Consider the following 21,569-nt stretch of genomic DNA (forward strand, 5'->3'; position numbering starts at 1 on the left):
AAAGGCTCATTGCCCTCTCATGGCCGGCCCGCTCCCTTTTTCCAGCTGATACTCTGGCTATATGTCGCACATTTATTACCATTAATTTATTCCTAAACTGTTTTTCGACGGAATAATTGGTAAAAAGACATGAAATGTGAACTATTTTATAGACAACACTCGCTTTATATTCAGTAATCCCTTAATATGGATGGGAGTATAACCCAAAAGGAGAGGATATGAACATGACAAACAGTGCAGTATTGAAACCAAGTCGTGTCGTGATTGTAGGCATGGGTGCGGTGGGAACAACAACGGGATACACGCTAATGTTGAGACAGCGTTCGTCCGAGTTGGTATTTGTGGATGTGAATCATGATAAGGCAACCGGCGAAATGCTGGATATGAACCACGGTCTTCCGTTTACCGGTGGTGTGAAAGTATGGGCTGGCGATTACTCCGACTGCAAAGATGCAGATATCATTATTATAACAGCGGGCGCTTCCCAGAAACCTGGCGAAACCCGGATTGATCTGCTGAAGAAAAATGCAAGCATTTTCAAAGATATTATTGAACGTATTACTGAAGTGAATTCTCATGGTATTTTGCTGATTGCAACCAACCCTGTAGATATTTTGTCCTATACTTCATGGAAACAAAGCGGATGGCCTGCTTCCCGTGTCATCGGTTCAGGTACATTGCTCGATAGCGCACGTTTCCGTTACCTGATTGGTAAAAATAAAGGGATCGACCCGCGTAGTATTCACGCCCACATTATTGGTGAGCATGGCGATTCCGAAGTACCTGTATGGAGCCTGGCTAACGTTGCAGGAACAGACCTGGAACTAGATGAAGAAACACAACAGGATATCTTCGATCGTACCAAAAATGCAGCGTATGAGATTATTAATGCCAAAGGCGCGACTTCCTATGCAATCGCTCTTGCTCTGGACCGCATTGTAGCTGCAATTCTCGGCAACGAAGGCTCCGTTCTGAACGTATCCACGTACCTTGAAGACTACAATGGCGTATCGGATGTTTATCTGGGCGTTCCTTGTGTCGTAGATCGCAACGGCGTGCGCGAAATTCTGCCTCTTCCGTTGAATGAAACCGAGAAAGTGGCTTTCCAGGCTTCTGCTAACAAATTAAAAGAACAGATCGCTGGATTGGAATAATCGGATTATTACTTTAACAAGAGCCACCCGCATCTCTTATTTCAGAGAAGCAGGTGGCTCTTATGGATATGCATTCGGAAATGTTTCATTTATTTATTTCATATCAGAATGGATAGAGATATCATTCAACAAATTGGCACTGCTTGGTTCCAGTCTCATCGGATAGGGAACTACTTTATCAGGGGCTAGCTTAAACAATGCTGGAAAGACAGCGCCAGAAGCGTAAACTCGGTCTGTTTTCTGCAATAACCGCAGGCTTTCTTCCTGATCAAGCTCTTCCTCCCACCCTAAAGTCTCCACATTCAAGTGGTGAATTCCCGCCTCCTGAACTCGACTAGCCATCCACTCTCCTCCTATTTTACCTAAACATATAAAGGAAACGCGTGTGTTCTTCTCCAGACTGGATATTTCTAATAACAATGATGGTTCAATATCAGCGCCAATCACTAGAATTTTGATGTTGAGTGCTGCAAAGTATTTTTTGACTTCTGTAGCATGATTAAGTGTAGTTACTACGATTTTTATGTGTTGGAGCTTATCATGTATTGAATCTTCATGGAAAGGCAAGTCCTCCAGAAATAAGGTCTCCACATTCAAGCCAGTCGCCTTTTCGATAACTTGACGGTAAAAGAAATGATCGTGGCCCTTACATTCTACAAACAGGATGTCTGATTGACCGTCAGGAAATGAGCTCTGTTGCAACGCATACGCCAATCCCGTCATAAAAAATGGTTTGAGTTCAATGTTGTTCAACTCCACTTGCTTCACGGTTTCTTTTATCAGATCCATTAGTAATAAGCTTTGTTCATGGTATAACTGCCCTTTGGCAGTAACCTGTGTTCCCCGTCCCTTGTTCATCGTGACGAACCCCTCATCGCGCAGCTGATTATATACCAGATTAATCGTGTTGCGGTTCACTCCCAGTTCCTCAGCTAATTGGTTTGCCGCTGGCAACATATCTCCGGATTGTATTATTCCCATTGCAATGAGACATTTCAATTGCTCTCTAATCTGCGTATTTACATTAAAAGTCCAATCAGGATCTATCCTCAATGTTAATTGTTTGGTATCCAATGATATAAACCTCTTTTCATAGCTATATGGTTATATTATAACTAAAATCAGCTAATGCTCCAATGGAATCACCCTACATATCGAATTATATTGACATAATACCACTTTGATTATATAACTAAATAACTATGTAAATATGAATTAGGAGGCAATGACGTGCGATCAATTGAGGTAACCGATTTTCTAGCTAAAATGAAGGGAACGGGTAGGAGCACACTAAAAGTCGATCCTTTTAGTGCACTTATTGGGGGGATCGGAGGTTTTGTGACCATCAGTATTTTATCTTTACTCACCCTTTGGACTTCAAATCTATGGATTATTGCGCCTTTTGGTGCAAGCTGTGTGCTTGCTTTTGGATTTTGGGATGCTCCGTTATCCCAACCACGAAACATCATTGGAGGGCACTTAATTTCTGCTCTGACTGGTTTGGCAATGCTCCATCTATTCGGTGATAGTATGTGGGTTATGGCCGCTGCCGTAGGTCTGGCAATTGCATTTATGATGTTGACCAAAACATCACATCCACCCGCTGGCGCTGATCCGATAGCCGTCATACTGGCTGGAAGCGGTTGGTCGTTTCTGTTCACGCCAGTACTTACAGGCTCGATAACGATTGTAGCCATGGCACTACTGATCAACAACCTGGACAAAAAGCGCAGATACCCATCGTTCTGGATATAAAGCATATGGAAGCTAGGTATGATTACTATTGGTTTACATAATATTAATTATGTATTTATATTAAAAGAACCGCAGCTCCTATGAGTTGCGGCTCTCTTCATGATTGTAATGAAGTGGTTGTGCATTGAACATCGGCAGCTTCACTTCAAGTAAGGCCATGGCCTCTTCTTTCTCCCGGCTGGTGACATGCGTATAGACGGTTGTTGTTTGAATGGATGCGTGACCGAGCAGCTCCTGGACCGTACGCAAGTCAGCTCCACGCCGTAACATCATCGTCGCGAAGGAGTGACGCAGCTTATGACTGGAGTAGTTTTGACGTTGATTAGCCGGTGATTCCTGCTGGAAGCGTTCAAAGGTTTCGGTGGATATGAGCTGAATGCTGCGAATCGAAAGTCTCTTCCCTTTTTGCGAGACAAATAGTGCTTCCTCTTTCGGTCGCCAAGGATCGAGACGCTCAGCCATAGCTTGAGATAACACGTCCGCCACGGTCTCTGGTACAGGAAGCGAGCGCCATTTCCGACCTTTACCGAATACATCCAATGTACGCCGCTCCGCGTTATAGTCTTTGCAATCCAAAGCATGCACTTCTCCAACCCGTAATCCCATATATCCCATCAGCAGAAAAACAGCCAGATTGCGTGTGCGATACTTGCCATCTACCGACTCCAGAAAACGTGTCAGCCCACTTTCATCAAGGAAAACGGGTGCACGGTTTTTTTCGGTTTTGGATTTCTTGATCCCAAACGCCGGATTATTCGTTAACAATTCGAGTTCAATGAGGGACTTGTAAAAACAGTTCACCGCCGCATGTTTGCGATTTCTCGTGGTATCACTTACCCCACGCTCCCGAGCGCGGGACAGAAACGACAGCACATGCAGCTTTTTGACCTGCTCCAGTGACTTTCCTTGAATGGAGACCAGGAATTCTACCACGTCACCTGTGTATGATTTTACCGTATGGCCTGTATATCCGGCGTCCTTCATCCATATGTGAAAAGCTTCTAGCTCGTCCGCATATTGCTCCTGGATCTCCTCAGTCATCAACTAGCCCTCACCTCGATTCTATTTATTATAGTCTAAGCTGAACAGAACCCCTACGCTTCGTCCACAATAACAACGTCAATCAGCGGAATGATCGTTTCGGGTGTGCCCTGACTACGAGTAAGTACAAACGATGGCAATGGATTCTCGTGTAGCCCATTCACGGATTCACAGATCTGTGTATATAAATCCATATGCAACGTCTCGCCTTCACCCGCCACATCAATGACAGGCCAATCGTTCTGAACACAGGCAGGCCAGTAAGCCAGTTCATTCGCCGGCACGATACTCAGTTGCTGAATGGACGGATCAATATGGTAGATTCCTTGCCGTTCAGGTTCATCGCCCAGCTTGTCCACGGCAAGCATTCGAGCAGATGGCTCGTCTGGTACAGAATAGAGTGAATAACACCACGGAGTGACGCCCCAGACAATTGCCATCAGACCCTCTTCCAGCATCGTATCTGACAGTTCTCCTTCCGCAAATTGTTCAATCAGATTATGGTTACCCGGTCCGATTAGTTCCTCCACACGCTTAGCGAGTCGAGGCAAGTCAGCGAGAATAAATCCTCCTCTGCCATAGGAGTCAAATACATGATGGTTCCTAGTCCAAACTGGTTGAGATGGCACAGCCAACGACGCTGCTTCTGCCGGGAAAAGCGATATATATACGGTAATAACCTGCGCATACTTAACCATTGCAAGTTGTTCAGGTTCAAGCGTGCCTTCAGCGATACGAGGTGTTTTCATATGCAGGGAGATTCGAAGTTCGTATTCCCCTTCTGCAAATGCTGACCAACCCAGATTAACAGGTTGTTCAACCCCCTCAATAGAAGCAATGGAGATCGTGCTATCCGGGTTGAGTTTAACAGCATATTGTACGTATGCTAGCTCCTGACCATAGATGATATTGGCATCTTGACGATCGACGGGTGATTCCAACGGTTGTGCAATGACAGATACTTTACGTCCATCCTTCAGAAGGCGCTGCGGATCAATATCCAACTGTAAGGCTTGTGTGTCCCCCGATTGTGAGATATGCAGCTTTGCCTCGGCAAGTACGGCTGAGTCAGCCAGCGCAAATCCAAAAGCTGCATTTTGATGATCTGAATTTGTATGTAATGGTGTGTTCATGATACATCCCCTCTCTTATGTCTGATGGCATGTCACATCCCCAAATATATTTCATATTTGGCTTAGCCGCAACCCCGGCTCCTTGATTTAGTTCAACACGCCCCTTATTACTTACCCATATATGAAGAAAATTCCAACCTCCCCCTGCTGTTATCATCCTTTATCTTGCTATATAAAAAAATCCTCATCCCGCTTCGCCTAAGCGATACGTAATGAGGAAAAATGAAGAGGTTCTCGGTTAAAGATGATGTTCTCGACTAATCTATTTATCCTTCGCTCTGAAAGCACTGGAGATCCGGCGTGCCGGGTTCAGATGACTGTAATGACGTCCATACGCAAAGTAGATAATCAGTCCGATGATCAACCAAGCAAAGAACGTAATCCATGTCAGCGCTGCAAGGCGTGTCATCAAGTATACACAACCCAAGGCACTCAGAATCGGAATCAGTGGCACGAGTGGAACGCGGAAACCACGTTTGAGATCTGGGTTATTTTTACGCAACACGATAATGCCCAGACTTACGACTGCAAATGCAAACAACGTTCCGATGTTCGTGAGCTCCGCCAGATGTCCCAGTGAGATGAACCCGGAGAACAGAGCAACGATGATGCCCGCAACCCATGTCCCTACCGCTGGTGTCTGACTTTTGCCACTAACCTTGGAGAAGACCGGAGACAGTAGTCCGTCACGAGACATGGAATAGAGCAAACGTGTCTGACCATACATCATGACCAGCAATACGGTCGTAATGCCGGTAATCGCTCCAAGAGATACAATCCATGACAATCCCTTCAATTGAACAAATTCAAATGCAAACGCAACGGGATCACTTACATTCAACATGTTATACGGCACGATCCCTGTCAGGATTAACGATACAACAATGTAGAGAACGGTACAGATCGCCAGTGATGCAATAATTCCAATCGGTAAATCTCGCTGTGGCCGCTTAACTTCTTCTGCCGCAGTGGAGACCGCATCAAATCCGATATAGGCAAAAAATACCGTAGCTGCTCCCGCAGTCACACCTGAGATACCAAAAGGTAAGAATGGCTGCCAGTTCGTTGGCTCTACATAGAAGACACCTACACCAATGAAGATCAGTACCACAATGATTTTAATCGCAACCATGATGCCATTCGCACGAGCCGCCTCCTTCACCCCTCGGGTAAGCAGGAAAGTAATAATTAACGTAATGACCGCAGCTGTGATATCAAAATAAGTACCCTTTTCCGGGCTAAACGCACTCGTCAGCGCATGTGGTAACTCCAATCCAAATCCGGACAATAACGTTTGGAAATATCCAGACCACCCACTCGCTACCGCAGCACTCGCGAATCCATATTCCAATATTAGATCCCATCCCAGAACCCAGGCAATAACTTCACCAAAAGCCGTATAGCTATACGTGTACGCACTACCCGATGCCGGTATACTTGATGCAAATTCCGAGTAACACAATGCCGCGAAGGCACATATGATACCTGCCAGCAAAAATGATAATACAAGTCCGGGTCCGGCATACGTTGCGGCAGCTACACCGGTCAGTACGAAAATGCCTGTACCAATAATGGCACCTACCCCGAGTGTGGTTAAGTCCAACGGACCGAGTGCCCGTTTCAATGCACTGTTGTTATCGCCCCCGGAGGCAATTGGTTTTTTACGAAATAATGAAGATCGTTGTTCGTTCTCGCGCATAGTCATGTTCCTCTCGTCATGAATCTTGATTGTGCTATGAATGTAGCAGAGATTGGATGGCTTCCCATCTGTTCTATGAAAAAGTCATTTGTTCTATCTTATCGATCACCTATAAAAACCTATCGAATTCTACACGTTATCGCGTTGCTTGGTTAAATTTATTTTTGGAGATCACTTATTTTGTTCTTTTTCCGCGAAAATTATCATGATCTGTTGCACGTGAATGAATATGAAAATGGATTTAAAACAAAACTGCGTATAATTTATATTATGCGCAGTTTTTATGAGCCTTAATTTCCAAGAATAAGCTCTTCAACCCTTTGTTATATGAATTTAAGAAAATGAGAGCTCTTTTCGTCTTTTTCTGCTGTCCCTTCCTACCTTATCCTGTCTAATTCGACGATATGCAAGCACGTTAAAGAGCCACATAGCGTTATGCGGCCCTTCATTTCGTAATATTAGGTAGAGGTTATATGAAAATACGAATCACGAAAAAGCAATTCTCTCCGCGTCCGACATCCGGTATTGGGATAACAGATAATCTTTGCTCTGCATCGCCGTATGACGGATTGCGTCCAGATCAACATGAAGCAGCTTGCCCTCTCGCTTCACGAGTCTGCCTGCCACAAACACGGTATCGACATTGGATGGATTGGCAAACTGAACGACAGCACCGATCGGATCATGGACGGGAAACATATTCAGATCGGTGGTACGAATCATGATCAGATCCGCTTCCTTTCCTGGGGTCAGCGTTCCTACCTTCTGCTCCAAACCCAATGCTTGGGCACCAGCTGAAGTTGCAAATCTCAGTACTTGGCTGGACTGCAAGTTCAACTCACCTGGCATCTCAACCTGCTGCAGAAGTTGTTCATTCGCTCTGGATCGTTCAGCTTGAAGTGCAAACTTCATCTGCGAGAACATATCCCCGCCTGTTGACGTCACCACATCTACACCGAGTGTAGGGGTTCCTCCATGTTCGAGAAAATAGCCGGTTGCCGGATATCCATGACCCATCATCATTTCAACCTCAGGTGTGACCGACAGAGAAGCACCACTATCCGCCAGCATTTTGTATTCATCCATGCCCATGGTGTTACCGTGAACAATATTCACTCGTGGACTTAACAGCCCCGCTTCATACAAATGACTAACAGAGCGATCTACAGACCCCCAACTGCCAAATCCGGCATGCATGGAACAGATCGCATCTAGTTCTTGAGCTAGCTCAATCTCCTTCACCGTTGTATCCCAATGACTGAACTCCGGACCACGAATAGCAAGTCCATAAGTGAGCAATTGATCCCTTGATGAAAAATATCGTTCTTTGACTCTTCTCACATCATTCGAATACGTGAGCAGACTATCCCGATTCCAGTAGTTCGTCTCACCAGGTACTCCATGAGCAAATACAGCCCGAATCCCGGCATCCTGAAGTCCACGAATCAGTTCATCCGTGTGCTCGGAAGAATACGGCATGCTCCAATCCAATACTGTCGTCACTCCTGCGTTAAGCGCTTCCAAGGAACCGAGCAGGTTGGCAATATAACTATCTTGTGGACGGAGCTTGCTTCCCATCGCACCATAATAGAGATTTTGCAAATAGACTGGCAAGGACCAGTTGGTTCCCGCTGTTTTGACCAGTGATTCCCACACATGCCGATGTGTGTCCACCAGCCCAGGCATAATAATCATGGATGAAGCATCAATGACCTCCGCATCCGGAATATCCAGATCGGGCTGAACCGCCGTGATCAACGAATCTTGAATCAGAACGTCCGCCCTCTTATACTGTCCAACTCGAGCATCCATCGACAACACACAGCCATTTTTCAACAGATAACTTGTCCGCACAAGACACATCTCCCATCTGATTTGTTTTGAAAGACGATCACATCCTGCTTACGAATCCGCACTGCTTCTGACTATTGTTTCGCTAGTATATATACATTATATAGTTTATGTTAATATTTTTCAATTTTGGGTTTTGCGTTTCGCTCGAAATCTTCTGACCTTCATCAGGTTTCCACACATCTTATCATCACAGTACTTCTGTGTTCTGCTTCGGGTATCATCATAGAACATCCAGCGACAATCCGAATTATCACAGATGCGAATCCTGCCCGCTTCTCCCTCCACCAAAGTCACAGCAAAATCAGCAGCTACTTCAGCCATAACCTGATGCCAATGAGCTTCTACGGCTTCCAGCTGGAGCTTCAGTCCCTGATCAATTGTAGTCAATCTTCTTCTCACATGCCCTGCTTCCATAAAGTCATTCAACCAATTACGTTCCTGTTCTGTTAAGGATGCTCCGGAAGATACACGAGATCCGAGAGCCAACAATTCATTTCTGAAGTTTCTCATCGACAACTCATCTTCTGGGGATGCGGGGACAGAAGCATGAAGTTGCCATCGATCCAAGAAATCTTGCTGCCAGCTTGCCTTTCCGAGCCTGTCCTCCGATCGATCTCCCCCACGCCAATCATGATAATCACTGTTTACAAAATCAGTCCATAACCTGTTCATATATACCTCCGCCCTATGTAACCACCTTAATTCAACAAAAAAGGTTACACTCAATCCTTGATGTGTTATATTAATTGTAACCTTATTACGATGGTTTAGCTAGTTACATCAAAACAGCACTCAAGGAGGAATACTTGAATGACGAAGACAACAGCACTAGATGTGATACTTATTCAAAAGGATGACACCTGGGATCAATGCAATTGGATTGTACCTTTGTCAAAGTCCTTGGAAGGACTTACAGCGGAGCAAGCAGCTTGGATTCCACCCGCAGGGGGATTAAGCATCTGGCAGTTGGTTAACCATATGTATTATTACAACCATCGCTTATTATGTCGCATCCAAGGTAAAGAGCCTGCACTTCCAGCCGTAGACTCCAATGAGTATACGTTTGGGAATCCCGGAGATTCAACGGATGCAGACGGATGGAATACATTACTGAAGGGTACAACTCGATTAGCCCAACAGTTGAGAGATCAAATGGCGACACTACAGGAGTCAGATCTTGAAGCCGTTTATATGGATACCGAAGAGAAATGGGCACACGAACTAGCTCGCTGGGTACTCCATGATGCGTATCACGCAGGACAGATCGTGCTTCTTCGCAGACAGCAAGGAAGCTGGAATATCATTTATTAAAAATAATGCTTGAACTGCTAGCGCTTACAGGAATAAGATGAACTTATTAATGTTACAGCTTGTTCAACACACTATATAATTGAATAGGATCTTCGGGGTAGGGTGCAATTCCCGACCGGCGGTGATGTTCTTCGGAACCAGCCCGCGACTCGCTATTTGTTCTTCACGAAGGACATGTAGCGACTGACTTGGTGTGAATCCAAGGCCGACGGTACAGTCCGGATGAGAGAAGATCAACACATTGACATGCCGTTCACGGGAAGGCCTCTTTCCTGACGCATGTCCTTGGATGAGCCCCCGTTTATTTGGTAAATACCGAAACGGGGGCTTTTGTCGATTTTGCCAACTGAAGATTCCGTGTTCTGACGAAGGAGTCCTGAATATGGAAAAGACATCATCTGCATCAACCGTTTACCGCAAAGAACGAAGTAATACCGGATTCTGGCTTGTTGTTCTCGGCGCCGCCCTCTGGGGTGTGGATCCACTCTTCCGCATTATTTTGCTTAATACGATGACATCCACGCAGATTGTACTGGTGGAACATATCATCGTCAGTCTAATAGCGATTCCCGTGCTGTGGAAATTCCGGGCTGATCTGAAAAACCTGCGCCCTCGCCACTGGATTGCCGTGATCTTTATCTCATGGGGAGGATCAGCGCTCGCAACGGTATTGTTCACCATGGCACTTACACATAACGATCCGAACACTGTACTTTTATTACAAAAAATGCAACCGCTCTTCGCTATCGTACTGGCTAAGCTGTTATTGAAAGAAACGTTACCACGTCGCTTCGGCGGACTGTTCTTCATTGCACTTGCAGGAACGTACCTGCTTACATTTGGCTTTACACTGCCACTAGGTAACTGGGACAACTGGATTCATGCTGGCAGCTTGTTATCCCTTGGGGCTGCTGCTTTATGGGGAGGTTCAACCGTTATGGGCCGACTGATGCTGGGACAGGCGCGTTATGAAACGGTCACCTCCCTTCGCTTCGTCGTTGCTCTCCCGCTCCTGATCTTTATGACGTGGAACGAAGGTGCAGCATGGACGTTTCCGTCCGGAACGGGTGAACAGACTGCTGTTATCCTCAACATTCTTGGTCAGGCATTGTTACCAGGTTTGCTCAGTCTTCTGTTATATTATAAAGGTCTGTCGTCGACCAAAGCTTCTGTTGCAACTCTCGCGGAACTTAGCTTCCCGATGGCGGGTGTGTTGGTGAACTGGATTGCTTTCCGTACGCTGATTACATGGGAGCAACTGCTTGGTTTTATCTTGATCTGGGTGGTCCTCTTCGCCATCTCCAGACAGCAGGAACGATCATCAACTGCGTCCGATGCAGCACCTAAGCTTCGAACTGAATAAGCGGATATATCCGAGGATCACATATAAACAAATAATCAAATATAAAATAAAACCATTGCACATCGCATTTGATGAGCAGTGGTTTTTTATTTCCACTACTAATATCTCCAATCTTCTGCTCTTTTCCCTCCCCTCATACTGAATATCCAATTCATCGCACTACGTCCCTTCTATGTTTTGTCTTTTATCTAATCCGGTGGTACGATGACATATGGAATAACAGATGAACTATATTCAGAGAGGAACGATCACTAATGTCTTCATTCTCATATACCTCATACGATGCCGTAGGTTTGGCTGAACTGATCCGATCCCGGGAAGTATCCCCGGTTGACTTGCTGGAAGCGGCGTTTGCACGCCTTGAAGAAGTCAATCCGCAGCTTAATGCGGTCATTCGTACATATGAAACCCGTTCACGGGAGGAAGCCGGCTTGGTTCGCCCTGGAGAACAACCATTTGCCGGTGTGCCCCTGCTTCTGAAAGATATTTCGCAATCCTTGGAAGGTGAATTTCTAACTTCAGGTTCACGTTTGTTCAGCGAGCATCGCGCATTACGCAATTCCAATTTTGTCACTCGACTGCGTGATGCAGGCTTTATCATCATAGGACATACCAATACGCCTGAATTTGGTTTGAAAAATATTACCGAGCCCCGTCTTCATGGGCCAACTCGCAATCCATGGAATATCAATCACTCCCCAGGGGGTTCAAGCGGCGGTGCTGCCGCCGCTGTAGCTTCGGGTATTGTCCCTCTTGCCGGAGCCAGTGACGGAGGCGGTTCAATCCGTATTCCCGCTTCATTTAGCGGATTGTTTGGATTGAAACCAACCCGCGGACGCACACCTGTAGGACCGGGAGTTGGTCGTCAATGGCAAGGCGCATCGATTGATTTTGCACTATCCCGCTCGGTTCGGGACAGTGCAGCCCTGCTCGATACTTTGCAAGTCATTCAGCCTGAAGCTGCATTTCATGCTCCACTCTTTCCAGGCAGTTACTTGGCAGATATGAGCTATCCACATCAACGCAAACTGAAAATTGCGTATACAACGGATTCGCCTGTCGGCACACCTGTCAGCGCAGAAGCCAAAGAATCGGTATATAAGCTCGTTCGCTGGTTGGAAGACCAAGGTCATCATGTTGAAGAAAAACTGAGTCCGGTGAACGGAGTCCGGTTGATGGAGAACTACTATATGATGAACAGCGGTGAGATGGCCGCGATGATCTCTTCCATGGAACGATCCATGGGCCGGGCGCTGACTTCCGATGATATGGAGATTGAATCCTGGGTTCTGGCTGAAGCTGGAAAAAAGGTGTCCGCTGCGGAATTTGTTCATAGTCTGGCTGAATGGGATGTAGCTGCCGCTCAGATGTCCACTTTGTTTGAGCGCTATGACTTCTACGTCACACCCGTTAATGCTTTTTCTGCACCTAAGATTGGAGAGTTGACACCTCATGACGAACAGATTCGTAATCTCATGCGGATTAGTGAATTGGACAAGACCCAGCAGCAGCAACTCATCTATGAGATGTTTGAGCCAAGTCTTACGTATACTCCGTTCACCCAGCTCGCGAATTTAACAGGTCAGCCTGCGATAAGTTTACCTCTGCATATGACACCTGAAGGTTTGCCAATGGGCGTTCAAGTGATGGCAACCAAGGGACGTGAGGATTGGTTATTACATCTAGCTGCACAGCTGGAACAATCAGATCTCTGGATCGGGATGAAAGGTAATCCAATGTTTCCAGCTTAGAACGTTCAGCGTGTATCTACCTTTATCATTGAACGTTACCCACCTGAGTATGATGTGTTGCCAAAATAGTGCATGAAAGCCTCGTTTGCTCCGCATACTGAAAGCAAAAAATAGCGGAGGAATGTGACGAATGAATACCAAACAGCCTCATAAACAGTCTTTTCGTATCCCTCCCAAAACGGGATATGCCCTAAAAGTAAGCAAGGGTTCTTTATTACGTATAACAGATCTGGAGGGGCAGCAAGTCATTGATTTTGTGGCATACGATGCGCAAGATGCTAACCATCGCTTGGACCCGGGCGTGACAATGGATGTATTGCGCACTTACAGGATCAAGCCGGGACAGTTTGTGTATTCCAATCAATATCAACCCTTACTTAAGATTGTCCGTGACACCGTTGGGGTACATGATTTCTTCAACTCTGCTTGTCGCCCAGAGATGTATGAGGTGTTATACGACAAAAAGGATCACGCCAGTTGTTATCACAATCTGAATACGGCACTGGAACCCTTCGGCATCTTACCACCGGATCAACACTATCCGTTTAATCTGTTTATGAAATCTGTTGTAGACAGTCAAGGCAAAATTGATGTTGTAGCACCCGACTCACGTGCAGGTGATTATATCGAAATGGAGGCATTAATGGACCTCACGATTGGGCTCTCCGCTTGTCCTTGTGAGGAAAGTTCGTGCAACGGCTACCACTGTACTCCAGTTCAATTAGATGTCGAGACTTCAACAGAATAACAACGCCATAGACGATATGATATAATAGCTTGTTCTAATTCACTCCTTGCTGGAATACGATGACTTGTACCCATTCTCTGTGACGACGGTACAATTCATCGAACCCGTTAAGGAGTGAACGTGTTTATGTCTGTACTGTTCAGTTATATTATTCTGGGAATATCATTGTCCGCTCCCATTGGTCCGATTAACGCCGCTCAACTTGACCGTGGAGCCCGACATGGATTCATGCACGCCTGGATTCTAGGACTCGGTGCCATGTTTGCAGACTTGGTGTATATGCTGCTGATTTATTTTGGAGTTGCCCATTTTCTGGACACGCCGTTTATGCGCTCTTTTCTCTGGTCATTTGGAAGTTTTATTCTCATTTACACGGGAGTGGAAACGCTCTCGAAGCTGAAACAGGGGATTCAAGGTACATCTACTGCGGACGCGACTGTTCGAAAATCGTTTATATCCGGCTTTTTGATGGCTCTGTCCAATCCACTTAATATTTTGTTTTGGCTTGGGATCTATGGCTCCATTCTCGCGACGACTGTGAAACATACGGATACGGCTCATTTACTACTCTACAGTTCAGGCATATTTATTGGCATCCTGGTGTGGGATGTCATTATGGCTGGCATGGCCAGTCGATTCCACAAACACAGCAGTGAGAATGTATTGCAATGGATCTCCATCATATCGGGAATCTGTCTGATCGGTTTTGGATTGTATTTCGGGTACGAAGCTGTGTGTTCCATATTTTTCTGACAACAAAATCAGGCTGGACAGTCACCCAACTTCAACCACATTAATACTGTAACGGTATCATGTGGAATGGAGTTGGGAATCAATGGCGGAGCTGTATAGTGCCGACGAAATAAACACCTTGTTTGAGCGTCTTCCATCTTGGCAGCAGGACGCTTATTCGCAATTTGGTAAAATGATCGCCGACGAAGATAATACGTATCCATGTGTACCTGGACGAATGGGATTTCTGTCAGGACATTTGAGGTACGGCTTTACGTGTGATCCCCGATCTGAACAAGCTGCCGAAGATATGGCGGAGCTGCTTAGACAGTATGGTCCTGTATCCAGAGACACAGGTCATTACGCTTCCATGGTGGTCATCTGTGAGACGCCAAATGATCTAAAAGATCATACAACGGTAGAGCAATATCAGACGTTATTCTGGCAAATGCTTAATCGGGTAAGTTCACACGATACCGAGCCGTGGCCGGAACATATTTCAACCGATCCTCATGATTCATCATGGGAGTTTTGCTTTGGCGGAGAGCCTTACTTTTGTTTTTGCGCTACTCCCGCACATGAACTCAGAGCTAGCCGGCATTTTCCTTATCTCATGTTTGCTTTTCAACCACGGTGGGTATTCGAATCCATCAATGACAACACCCCTCTTGGCCGCAAAATGAAAACATTGATCCGCAAACGTCTCGCTGCATATGATGCTGTTCCTGCTCACCCTTCGCTGATGTGGTATGGACAGCAGGATAATCTGGAATGGAAACAATATTTCCTGCCTGATGATGAGCAGACACCTTCCAAATGTCCATTTATGCGGATGAAGCAAGCCTTTGGTAAATTGACGAAATAATCTTAAAACACTTATTACGTATTCATTAATATGTTGGACAATTTTCGCCAAACACTACTTATGGTTTGGATGGTGCAGACTGCGGAGTTTTGGAGCCACGTACTTTGTGAACAATATACGTAATGATCCCAAGCAACACCACAAGTCCCACACTTGCCAGCAGACCCGTTCTGCTGGCTTTTTCCATCGCTGTTCCCGCAACAGCAGCCACAATTAATACCATGGCAATCCATACTTTGATGCGATTCCACTTCACAGGCTTCATTTTTTTGATGTACGTGATGCAGATGAGCAGCCATGTATACATCAATACCAGACTACCTGCTGTCGTCACATATTCAAACAGACTTTTGGGCATCCATAATGCCATCAATGTGGACAGGATTAATCCGGCCGCTGTGCAACACAATGCCTGAAGTGGCATATCCTTTTTCCCCCATGTCTTTGTGAAAAGCTTCGGCGCATCTCCATCTTCTGCAAGTTTCACTAACATGGACGTAATGGCATATAGCGAAGCCACCATCGTCGAAAATCCGGCAATAATCAGAACTCCATTGAGAATGTGGACCACTACGGTGAATCCGATGGTTGACATGGCTTTTACAAGCGGGCTTTCATCTGGAGTCAATTGGCTGGATGGCACAAGCAACAGAATCAAAGCAATTGCAATGACATAAAGTGTACTCACCGATAATAGCATTACTCGACCTGATTTCACTGCATCTTTCGGTTCTTTCAATTTGGCTGCCATCAAGCCCATAACCTCGATCCCGGCAAAAGCAAAGAATGCATAGATGAATCCGGTCCACACCCCTTTACCTCCATGCGGAAACCATTCATTCTTTAATTGTTCTGGCGTCACTTGTACAGGTAACCAACCCAGACAAGCCGCTCCTGCTATAGCTATAAATGCAACCGTTGCAGCAAGTTTGATTACGGCAAGAATATTCTCCGTTTTGGTTAATCCCTTCGCTCCCAGTGCAGCAATGAACAGACCGATAGCAGCATAGATCGCAACAAATGCCCATAGGGGAAACTTGGGGAACCAGAATTGGGAGAAGAGCCCAAGTGCTGTCAAAGAACTGCCCATGATGAGCATTTCCGAAGCCCAGTACATCCACCCACTTCCAAAACCAGCCCATGGTCCGAATGCTTCTCCAGCATAGGTTCGAAAAGCGCCTTCTTTTGGATCATCTGCCGTCATCTGCGCCAGCGCGCCAAATACAAAGTAAGTACCCGCCGCAGCGAGCACCAATAATACGAGTACGGATATGCCGGCCCAATGAATCGCGAGACTGGTTCCCAGGAAAAATCCTGTTCCAAGCGTGCACCCCGCGCCAAACAAAGATAGGCTGACCCAACTTAGCTTATCGTCGTCCTTTTTACCGTGTAGCTGACTTTTCATGAAGCTCCTCCTTCTGCCTTATCCCCTTACGATTTACAGGTCATGGAGGTTTTATGTCTGCATTGCCAAAAGAATTGTTTATGATTTACATAATAAATATTATGTTATTTTATTTTGACGATGAATTTAAGCTGTACTTTCTTAAGCGTCATTTCTAAAAAATTATTTTCACTCCCATGTGAAATCTGTAAAAAAGTTTGTTGACTTCTATCACTTAGAATGATTCTCCTTTTTAACATGAGGGAGCGGTATCGAATCTCAATGTGATGTGGGAACTAAGGTGAGAAAATGATCTTTCTATTGTGAAATTTTCATATGTTGAAATAGTATAATATAGTAGTTATTTCTTTCATTTCGAACGCTGGGCACCTCTATTTTTGCGTATCATTCTACCAGCTTCTTATTTTCGTGAAATTTCCGGTTGTCCAAAATAGAATGGCTCAATTTTGGGATTTTTCCTCTTTTCTCCGGTCTCATCGGTTTTTCGGGGACTGATGTATAGATATTCTTCTCTAGAAATTTTTCGCAGTCTCTGGTGCAATCATTATTATGAATTTTTCATATGATGAAAATATAATATATTAGCTAAAAAAGAAGCCGCCTTGATGGCGACTTCACTCATATTTTAACAATTTTTTAAGTCCGGCCAGTCCAGTCAGCGCCGGCGATTTCGTTCCATCGTGCTCTAATTTCATCATATAGGTTCTGCGGAAGTGCCCCTTTAGCCACAAGATCGGCATTTTGCTGCCAGCGATTGGGCTTGGCTGTTCCTACAATAGCCGTGTCTACGCCTTCGGTACTTAGCGTAAAACGTAGTGCTGTTTCCACCGCTGCCTGGGCATCTTCACCCAGAAAACCATAGTTAAGTTCGCTTAAGCGTTTCCAGTATATAAATGGATAAGCCTCTTCTGAAAGTGTTTCATACGTCCAGGCCGCATTGGCAATAGGTCTTTTGGCGATGACACCCATGTTTCTTTTTCTCGCCTCAGGCAAAGTAAGTTCAATTGCCTCCTGATCTGCGATATTTAATGAGGTCTCCAGGCTGTCAAATACTCCGGTCTGAATCGCATATAGCGCATCCGTTGTATCCCCACTATATCCGATGAACCTGGTTTTCCCTGCTTCCTTGGCACGCTGTAGCACTTCGATAACTGCCCCTTGCCGAAGCACTTCTTCAGAACAGCTATGCAAATGGATGACATCCACATAGTCCGTTTTCAACCGCTTAAGACTACGGTCAATCGTTTGCTCCAGTACTTTGGCATCCCAATCGGGACCTTCGATCCCGGCAGCATGTCCACATTTGGTGAACAAATAGTAATCATCACGCCGATGTGACAGCACTTCACCGATTAATTGCTCGCTATCACCATAACATTCAGCCGTATCAATCACGTTTAAGCCTGCATCCAGCGCACTGTTCAGTAATGTCGCTACATCCGTTTTGGATACATTTTTGCCTATTTCCGCTCCGCCAAATCCAAGTGTACTTACGTTCATTCCAGTATTTCCGTACTTGCGCGTTTCCATGGTTATCTTCCTCCAAGTTCAGTGAATTGGGTACAGATAAATAGAAATACAGATTAGGGCGTGTCTGAACCTCCGCAGAAGTAAATTTTGCCGATTTTTCGTTCCAAACAAGGAAGTTTTCCGCAGTTGTGCCGGGGCACGTCAAGGAAAAAGTAACGCAGCAGGGGGCGAAAAGACGGTAAAAGATGCACTTCAGCGAGTTTTAGACACGTTTTATCTTCCAATATGTTATTACCCATACATTCGTTATGCCACCCACTTTTCCAGACTGCTACCAACTCAACTCATCTAGAATCCGTAGATGGACATCCCACCGTCAACCAATAACGTCTGACCCGTTATGTATCCGGCTGCATCCGATGCCAGGAACACGACAGGTCCTACCACTTCCTCCAGTTCTCCCACTCGCTGAAGCGGTGTGCGACTTACGATTTCCTGCAAATACTGGGGATCATCCAGCAGCTTTTCGGTCAAAGGTGTTCGGAAATACCATGGGCCTACTGAATTGACACGGATTCCATAATTGCCCCATTCCAGTGCGAGAACTTTGGTCATATGAATTAATGCAGCTTTGGTCGCACCATATACAACCCCTGTTCGAAGAGCCGTGTGCCCACCTACCGAAGAGATGTTGATGATCTTCCCAGTCCCACGTTCTTTCATATGCTGACCCGCCAGTTGTGAAGCGATGAATGCCGACTTCAGATTCGTTTGCATGATGGTCTCCCACTGCTCGTCCGTGACTTCAAGTGCGGGTGTCCGGATGTTCATACCTGCATTATTCACCAAAATGTCCAGACTGCCCATCTCCGAAATCGCCTCTCGAAACGTCTCTTCCAGTTGCTCTCTTGATGTCACATCCGCAGTTAGTGCGAGTGCTTTACGCCCTGTCTGTTCGTAGATGTAGGCAGCTGTCTCCTCAATCTCTCTCATCGTTCGGGATACAAGTACAACGTCACTGCCTGACTGGGCAAGTCCAATCGCAATTGCTTTTCCGATCCCTCTCCCCGCGCCTGTCACTAGTGCTGTCTGTCCATCGAGATGGAATGTAGGTACGTTCATGTCACTCACTCCTTCATCAGATTTATAAGTTGAACTAAAGATTATTTACACTGACACTACGATGACAGAATAACCTTCCAATCGCTGTTATCCCCAGATTTTTTGATTCCCTTTTTCGAAGGGGAAAATCCGGGGATAGCTTATGCTTCCGATGCAGCTTTCTTTCAGAAAGCTTTTAGGCGAACGCTTCGCTTTTTCAGTTTTTTTCTGTCCTCTCCGTTATCGTGTAAATGATTAGTTCAACTTATATCGCAAATCATGCAAATGCTTTATATGTAAGTGAAGCCCCGATTGGGATCAGGTTACAAAATACTGGCTTGGATTGCCCAGCTCTGGATGGAACTTTTCTCGAAAGCGGCCTCCTGTATACTCCCCTATAATTTTTCGCCAGAACGCCTGCGCAATGACATTGTTACGAACCTGAGTCACTTTCCATCTTCCTGGGAAACGTTTAAACAATTCATAGGCTGCCCGTGTGCCCACGCCACTGCGCCGATATTTTTGCATTACAAAAAATTCAGTCAAATAGTAGTCATTATCCTTACTTCCAGGCTCCAGTTTCTCCACCAAAGCAAACCCTGCAGGTGCCCCATCACTTGTAATCAAAAAAGGAAACTTGCGGTCCTCTTCTGTCCAGAATGCTTCCAAACCCGGATATTCCGGAAAAATACCGTTACTGTCCACATCAATATTCAGATATTTGGTAAAATCATAGAGATAAAATTGCATTAAATGCCGAATCACCTGACTGCGTTCCCGGGGAACCAGTTCTATTTGCATATTCATCCGGTTCACCTCCTCTGCTCTACGTATACTGATTACTTTAAAGGTTTACGCGCTGAAGGGCAAGGAAGCATCCGCTACCTGCTACCTGCTTCAGTGAACAAGTTGTGAGCATGTAAATTATGGTACACTAGAGCATAGAATACTAACACATTGAATATTAATTTATATGTTTTTCACATGGAGGTGTCGAACTTGACCAACGTGCAAAAAGAGATTGATCGACGCAAGCTGGATGACAAACTACCTTCCATGCCTTGGTTCGTTCAGCAATTCATGGACTACAAGCTGCCTGACCTGTCCCCCTCTACCCTGCTCGAATATTTAAGAGATTACGAAGCTTTCTTCGGTTGGTTGCGAGCAGAGGGGCTGTCCGAGGCAAGCTCTAATAAAGAAGTTACTTTAACTGAACTGGAAGTCCTACGCATGGATTCGGTTACCGCCTATCGGTTATTTCTCACAACCAAACGGGAAGGAACCAATTCCAGAATTACCGTCTCTCGCAAACTCTCTTCCCTTCGCTCCCTTTTCCATTACCTGAGCCAGATTGCGGAAGACGAAGATTTCTACCCTTTGCTGAAGCGGAATATTATGGCCAAAATCGAGATCAAGCGCACGCATAAACCCAAGGATACCGCTGCCAAACTCAAAGGTAAAATTCTCGAGGAAGAGGAACTTCTGGAATTTATCGGTTATATCCTTGAAGGTTACGCTGTCGATATGGAGAAGAACAAGCAGGCTCTGTACTCCCATGAAATCAACAAAGAACGGGACGCCTGTATTGCCAGCCTGATTTTGAATTCCGGCTTACGTGTGTCGGAGGTCGTGAACCTGAACGTCGATGACCTCGATCTGAACAACAAACTCCTGTATGTTTATCGCAAAGGTAACAATGATGAGACGTACAAAACACCCGTTTATTTCAGGGAACAGGCCAAGGACGAACTCGCGACTTATATGAACCTGCGGCAATCACGTTACCGTACACCCAAGCGCGAAAAAGGTCTGTTCATTGCCATGCGCAACGGAGATTCGGAAGGCAGCCGAATGACCAAAAGAGCGATCCAGGCCATGATCATGAAATACGCCAAACGTTTTGGCAAGCCATTCTTGACCGTGCACAAATTACGCCATTCATTCGCAACTGACTATTATCTGCAAAATGATATCTACAAAACGAAGGAGCAGCTTGGGCACGCTTCAACGGAAACAACCGAAATTTACGCTCATCTCACCGACAAAACGATGTCCGAAGCTATCGAACGCCGTACTGACGATGGGATGTAACATCCCGAACATAATAAAAGCAGCAAGCCGCATCAAGGATTTCGATCCGAGAAAGGTCTGCTGCTTTTTTTGTTTTTTACATCATTCAAGGAAAAG

19 protein-coding genes and 1 riboswitch are annotated in these 21,569 nt (G+C 45.6%); of the genes, 9 read left to right on the forward strand and 10 right to left on the reverse strand.

Features of this window, described 5'->3' with window-relative positions:
• Positions 1-224 precede the first annotated feature (224 nt).
• Positions 225-1,154: an L-lactate dehydrogenase gene (locus MHI06_RS16790; RefSeq protein ID WP_169480991.1), complete on the forward strand. Its 930-nt coding sequence runs from the start codon at positions 225-227 to the stop codon at positions 1,152-1,154.
• Between the two features lie 93 nt (positions 1,155-1,247).
• Here the strand turns inward: MHI06_RS16790 and MHI06_RS16795 are convergent, their stop codons facing one another.
• On the reverse strand, positions 1,248-2,228 hold the full coding sequence (locus tag MHI06_RS16795) for a GntR family transcriptional regulator (protein ID WP_340398514.1): 981 nt from the start codon (positions 2,226-2,228) through the stop codon (positions 1,248-1,250).
• A 192-nt stretch (positions 2,229-2,420) separates the two neighbouring features.
• Between MHI06_RS16795 and MHI06_RS16800 the strand changes: the two genes are divergently transcribed.
• Positions 2,421-2,909: an HPP family protein gene (locus MHI06_RS16800; protein ID WP_340402134.1), complete on the forward strand. Its 489-nt coding sequence runs from the start codon at positions 2,421-2,423 to the stop codon at positions 2,907-2,909.
• Positions 2,910-2,987: 78 nt separating this feature from the next.
• Here the strand turns inward: MHI06_RS16800 and MHI06_RS16805 are convergent, their stop codons facing one another.
• The 5 genes from MHI06_RS16805 to MHI06_RS16825 form a co-directional block, all read right to left on the reverse strand.
• Positions 2,988-3,950, reverse strand: coding sequence for a tyrosine-type recombinase/integrase (locus MHI06_RS16805; RefSeq protein WP_340398515.1), 963 nt, complete (start codon positions 3,948-3,950; stop codon positions 2,988-2,990).
• A 53-nt stretch (positions 3,951-4,003) separates the two neighbouring features.
• Positions 4,004-5,083 (reverse strand): hypothetical protein, encoded by a 1,080-nt coding sequence (locus MHI06_RS16810; RefSeq protein ID WP_340398516.1) that lies wholly within the window; start codon positions 5,081-5,083, stop codon positions 4,004-4,006.
• A 262-nt stretch (positions 5,084-5,345) separates the two neighbouring features.
• Positions 5,346-6,782: an amino acid permease gene (locus tag MHI06_RS16815; RefSeq protein WP_340398517.1), complete on the reverse strand. Its 1,437-nt coding sequence runs from the start codon at positions 6,780-6,782 to the stop codon at positions 5,346-5,348.
• A 486-nt stretch (positions 6,783-7,268) separates the two neighbouring features.
• The gene (locus MHI06_RS16820) at positions 7,269-8,645 is read right to left on the reverse strand and encodes an amidohydrolase family protein (protein ID WP_340398518.1); all 1,377 of its coding nucleotides are present in this window, start codon (positions 8,643-8,645) and stop codon (positions 7,269-7,271) included.
• Between the two features lie 111 nt (positions 8,646-8,756).
• Positions 8,757-9,308, reverse strand: a complete 552-nt coding sequence (locus MHI06_RS16825) for a CGNR zinc finger domain-containing protein (RefSeq protein ID WP_340398519.1) — start codon at positions 9,306-9,308, stop codon at positions 8,757-8,759.
• A 138-nt stretch (positions 9,309-9,446) separates the two neighbouring features.
• Here MHI06_RS16825 and MHI06_RS16830 point away from each other — a divergent pair, with 138 nt between their 5' ends.
• The 6 genes from MHI06_RS16830 to MHI06_RS16855 all read left to right on the forward strand — a co-directional run bounded on the left by MHI06_RS16830 (position 9,447) and on the right by MHI06_RS16855 (position 15,406).
• Positions 9,447-9,947: a DinB family protein gene (locus tag MHI06_RS16830; RefSeq protein ID WP_340398520.1), complete on the forward strand. Its 501-nt coding sequence runs from the start codon at positions 9,447-9,449 to the stop codon at positions 9,945-9,947.
• A gap of 84 nt (positions 9,948-10,031) precedes the next feature.
• A riboswitch (FMN riboswitch) is annotated at positions 10,032-10,185 on the forward strand.
• Between the two features lie 144 nt (positions 10,186-10,329).
• Positions 10,330-11,310 carry a DMT family transporter gene (locus MHI06_RS16835; protein WP_340398521.1) on the forward strand — a complete coding sequence of 327 codons (981 nt, stop codon included), beginning with the start codon at positions 10,330-10,332 and terminating at the stop codon, positions 11,308-11,310.
• Positions 11,311-11,564: 254 nt separating this feature from the next.
• Complete coding sequence (locus MHI06_RS16840; RefSeq protein WP_169480999.1) at positions 11,565-13,061, forward strand: amidase; 1,497 nt, start codon at positions 11,565-11,567, stop codon at positions 13,059-13,061.
• A 130-nt stretch (positions 13,062-13,191) separates the two neighbouring features.
• A complete protein-coding gene (locus MHI06_RS16845; protein ID WP_340398522.1) occupies positions 13,192-13,809 on the forward strand; it encodes an urea carboxylase-associated family protein in 618 nt (205 codons plus the stop codon).
• Between the two features lie 126 nt (positions 13,810-13,935).
• Positions 13,936-14,562, forward strand: a complete 627-nt coding sequence (locus MHI06_RS16850) for a LysE family transporter (protein WP_340398523.1) — start codon at positions 13,936-13,938, stop codon at positions 14,560-14,562.
• Positions 14,563-14,644: 82 nt separating this feature from the next.
• Positions 14,645-15,406: a YqcI/YcgG family protein gene (locus tag MHI06_RS16855; protein WP_340398524.1), complete on the forward strand. Its 762-nt coding sequence runs from the start codon at positions 14,645-14,647 to the stop codon at positions 15,404-15,406.
• 58 nt (positions 15,407-15,464) lie between these two features.
• Here the strand turns inward: MHI06_RS16855 and MHI06_RS16860 are convergent, their stop codons facing one another.
• From MHI06_RS16860 to MHI06_RS16875, 4 genes are all read right to left on the reverse strand, one after another.
• A complete protein-coding gene (locus MHI06_RS16860; protein WP_340398525.1) occupies positions 15,465-16,811 on the reverse strand; it encodes an amino acid permease in 1,347 nt (448 codons plus the stop codon).
• Between the two features lie 636 nt (positions 16,812-17,447).
• Positions 17,448-18,341 carry an aldo/keto reductase gene (locus MHI06_RS16865; protein ID WP_169481002.1) on the reverse strand — a complete coding sequence of 298 codons (894 nt, stop codon included), beginning with the start codon at positions 18,339-18,341 and terminating at the stop codon, positions 17,448-17,450.
• Positions 18,342-18,629: 288 nt separating this feature from the next.
• A complete protein-coding gene (locus MHI06_RS16870; protein WP_340398526.1) occupies positions 18,630-19,403 on the reverse strand; it encodes a glucose 1-dehydrogenase in 774 nt (257 codons plus the stop codon).
• 297 nt (positions 19,404-19,700) lie between these two features.
• Positions 19,701-20,189 (reverse strand): GNAT family N-acetyltransferase, encoded by a 489-nt coding sequence (locus tag MHI06_RS16875; protein WP_145148348.1) that lies wholly within the window; start codon positions 20,187-20,189, stop codon positions 19,701-19,703.
• A gap of 177 nt (positions 20,190-20,366) precedes the next feature.
• Here MHI06_RS16875 and xerS point away from each other — a divergent pair, with 177 nt between their 5' ends.
• The gene (xerS, locus tag MHI06_RS16880; RefSeq protein WP_340402135.1) at positions 20,367-21,473 is read left to right on the forward strand and encodes a tyrosine recombinase XerS; all 1,107 of its coding nucleotides are present in this window, start codon (positions 20,367-20,369) and stop codon (positions 21,471-21,473) included.
• Positions 21,474-21,569 lie beyond the last annotated feature (96 nt).

Source organism: Paenibacillus sp. FSL H8-0079 (assembly GCF_037991315.1).
Classification (GTDB): Bacteria; Bacillota; Bacilli; order Paenibacillales; family Paenibacillaceae; genus Paenibacillus.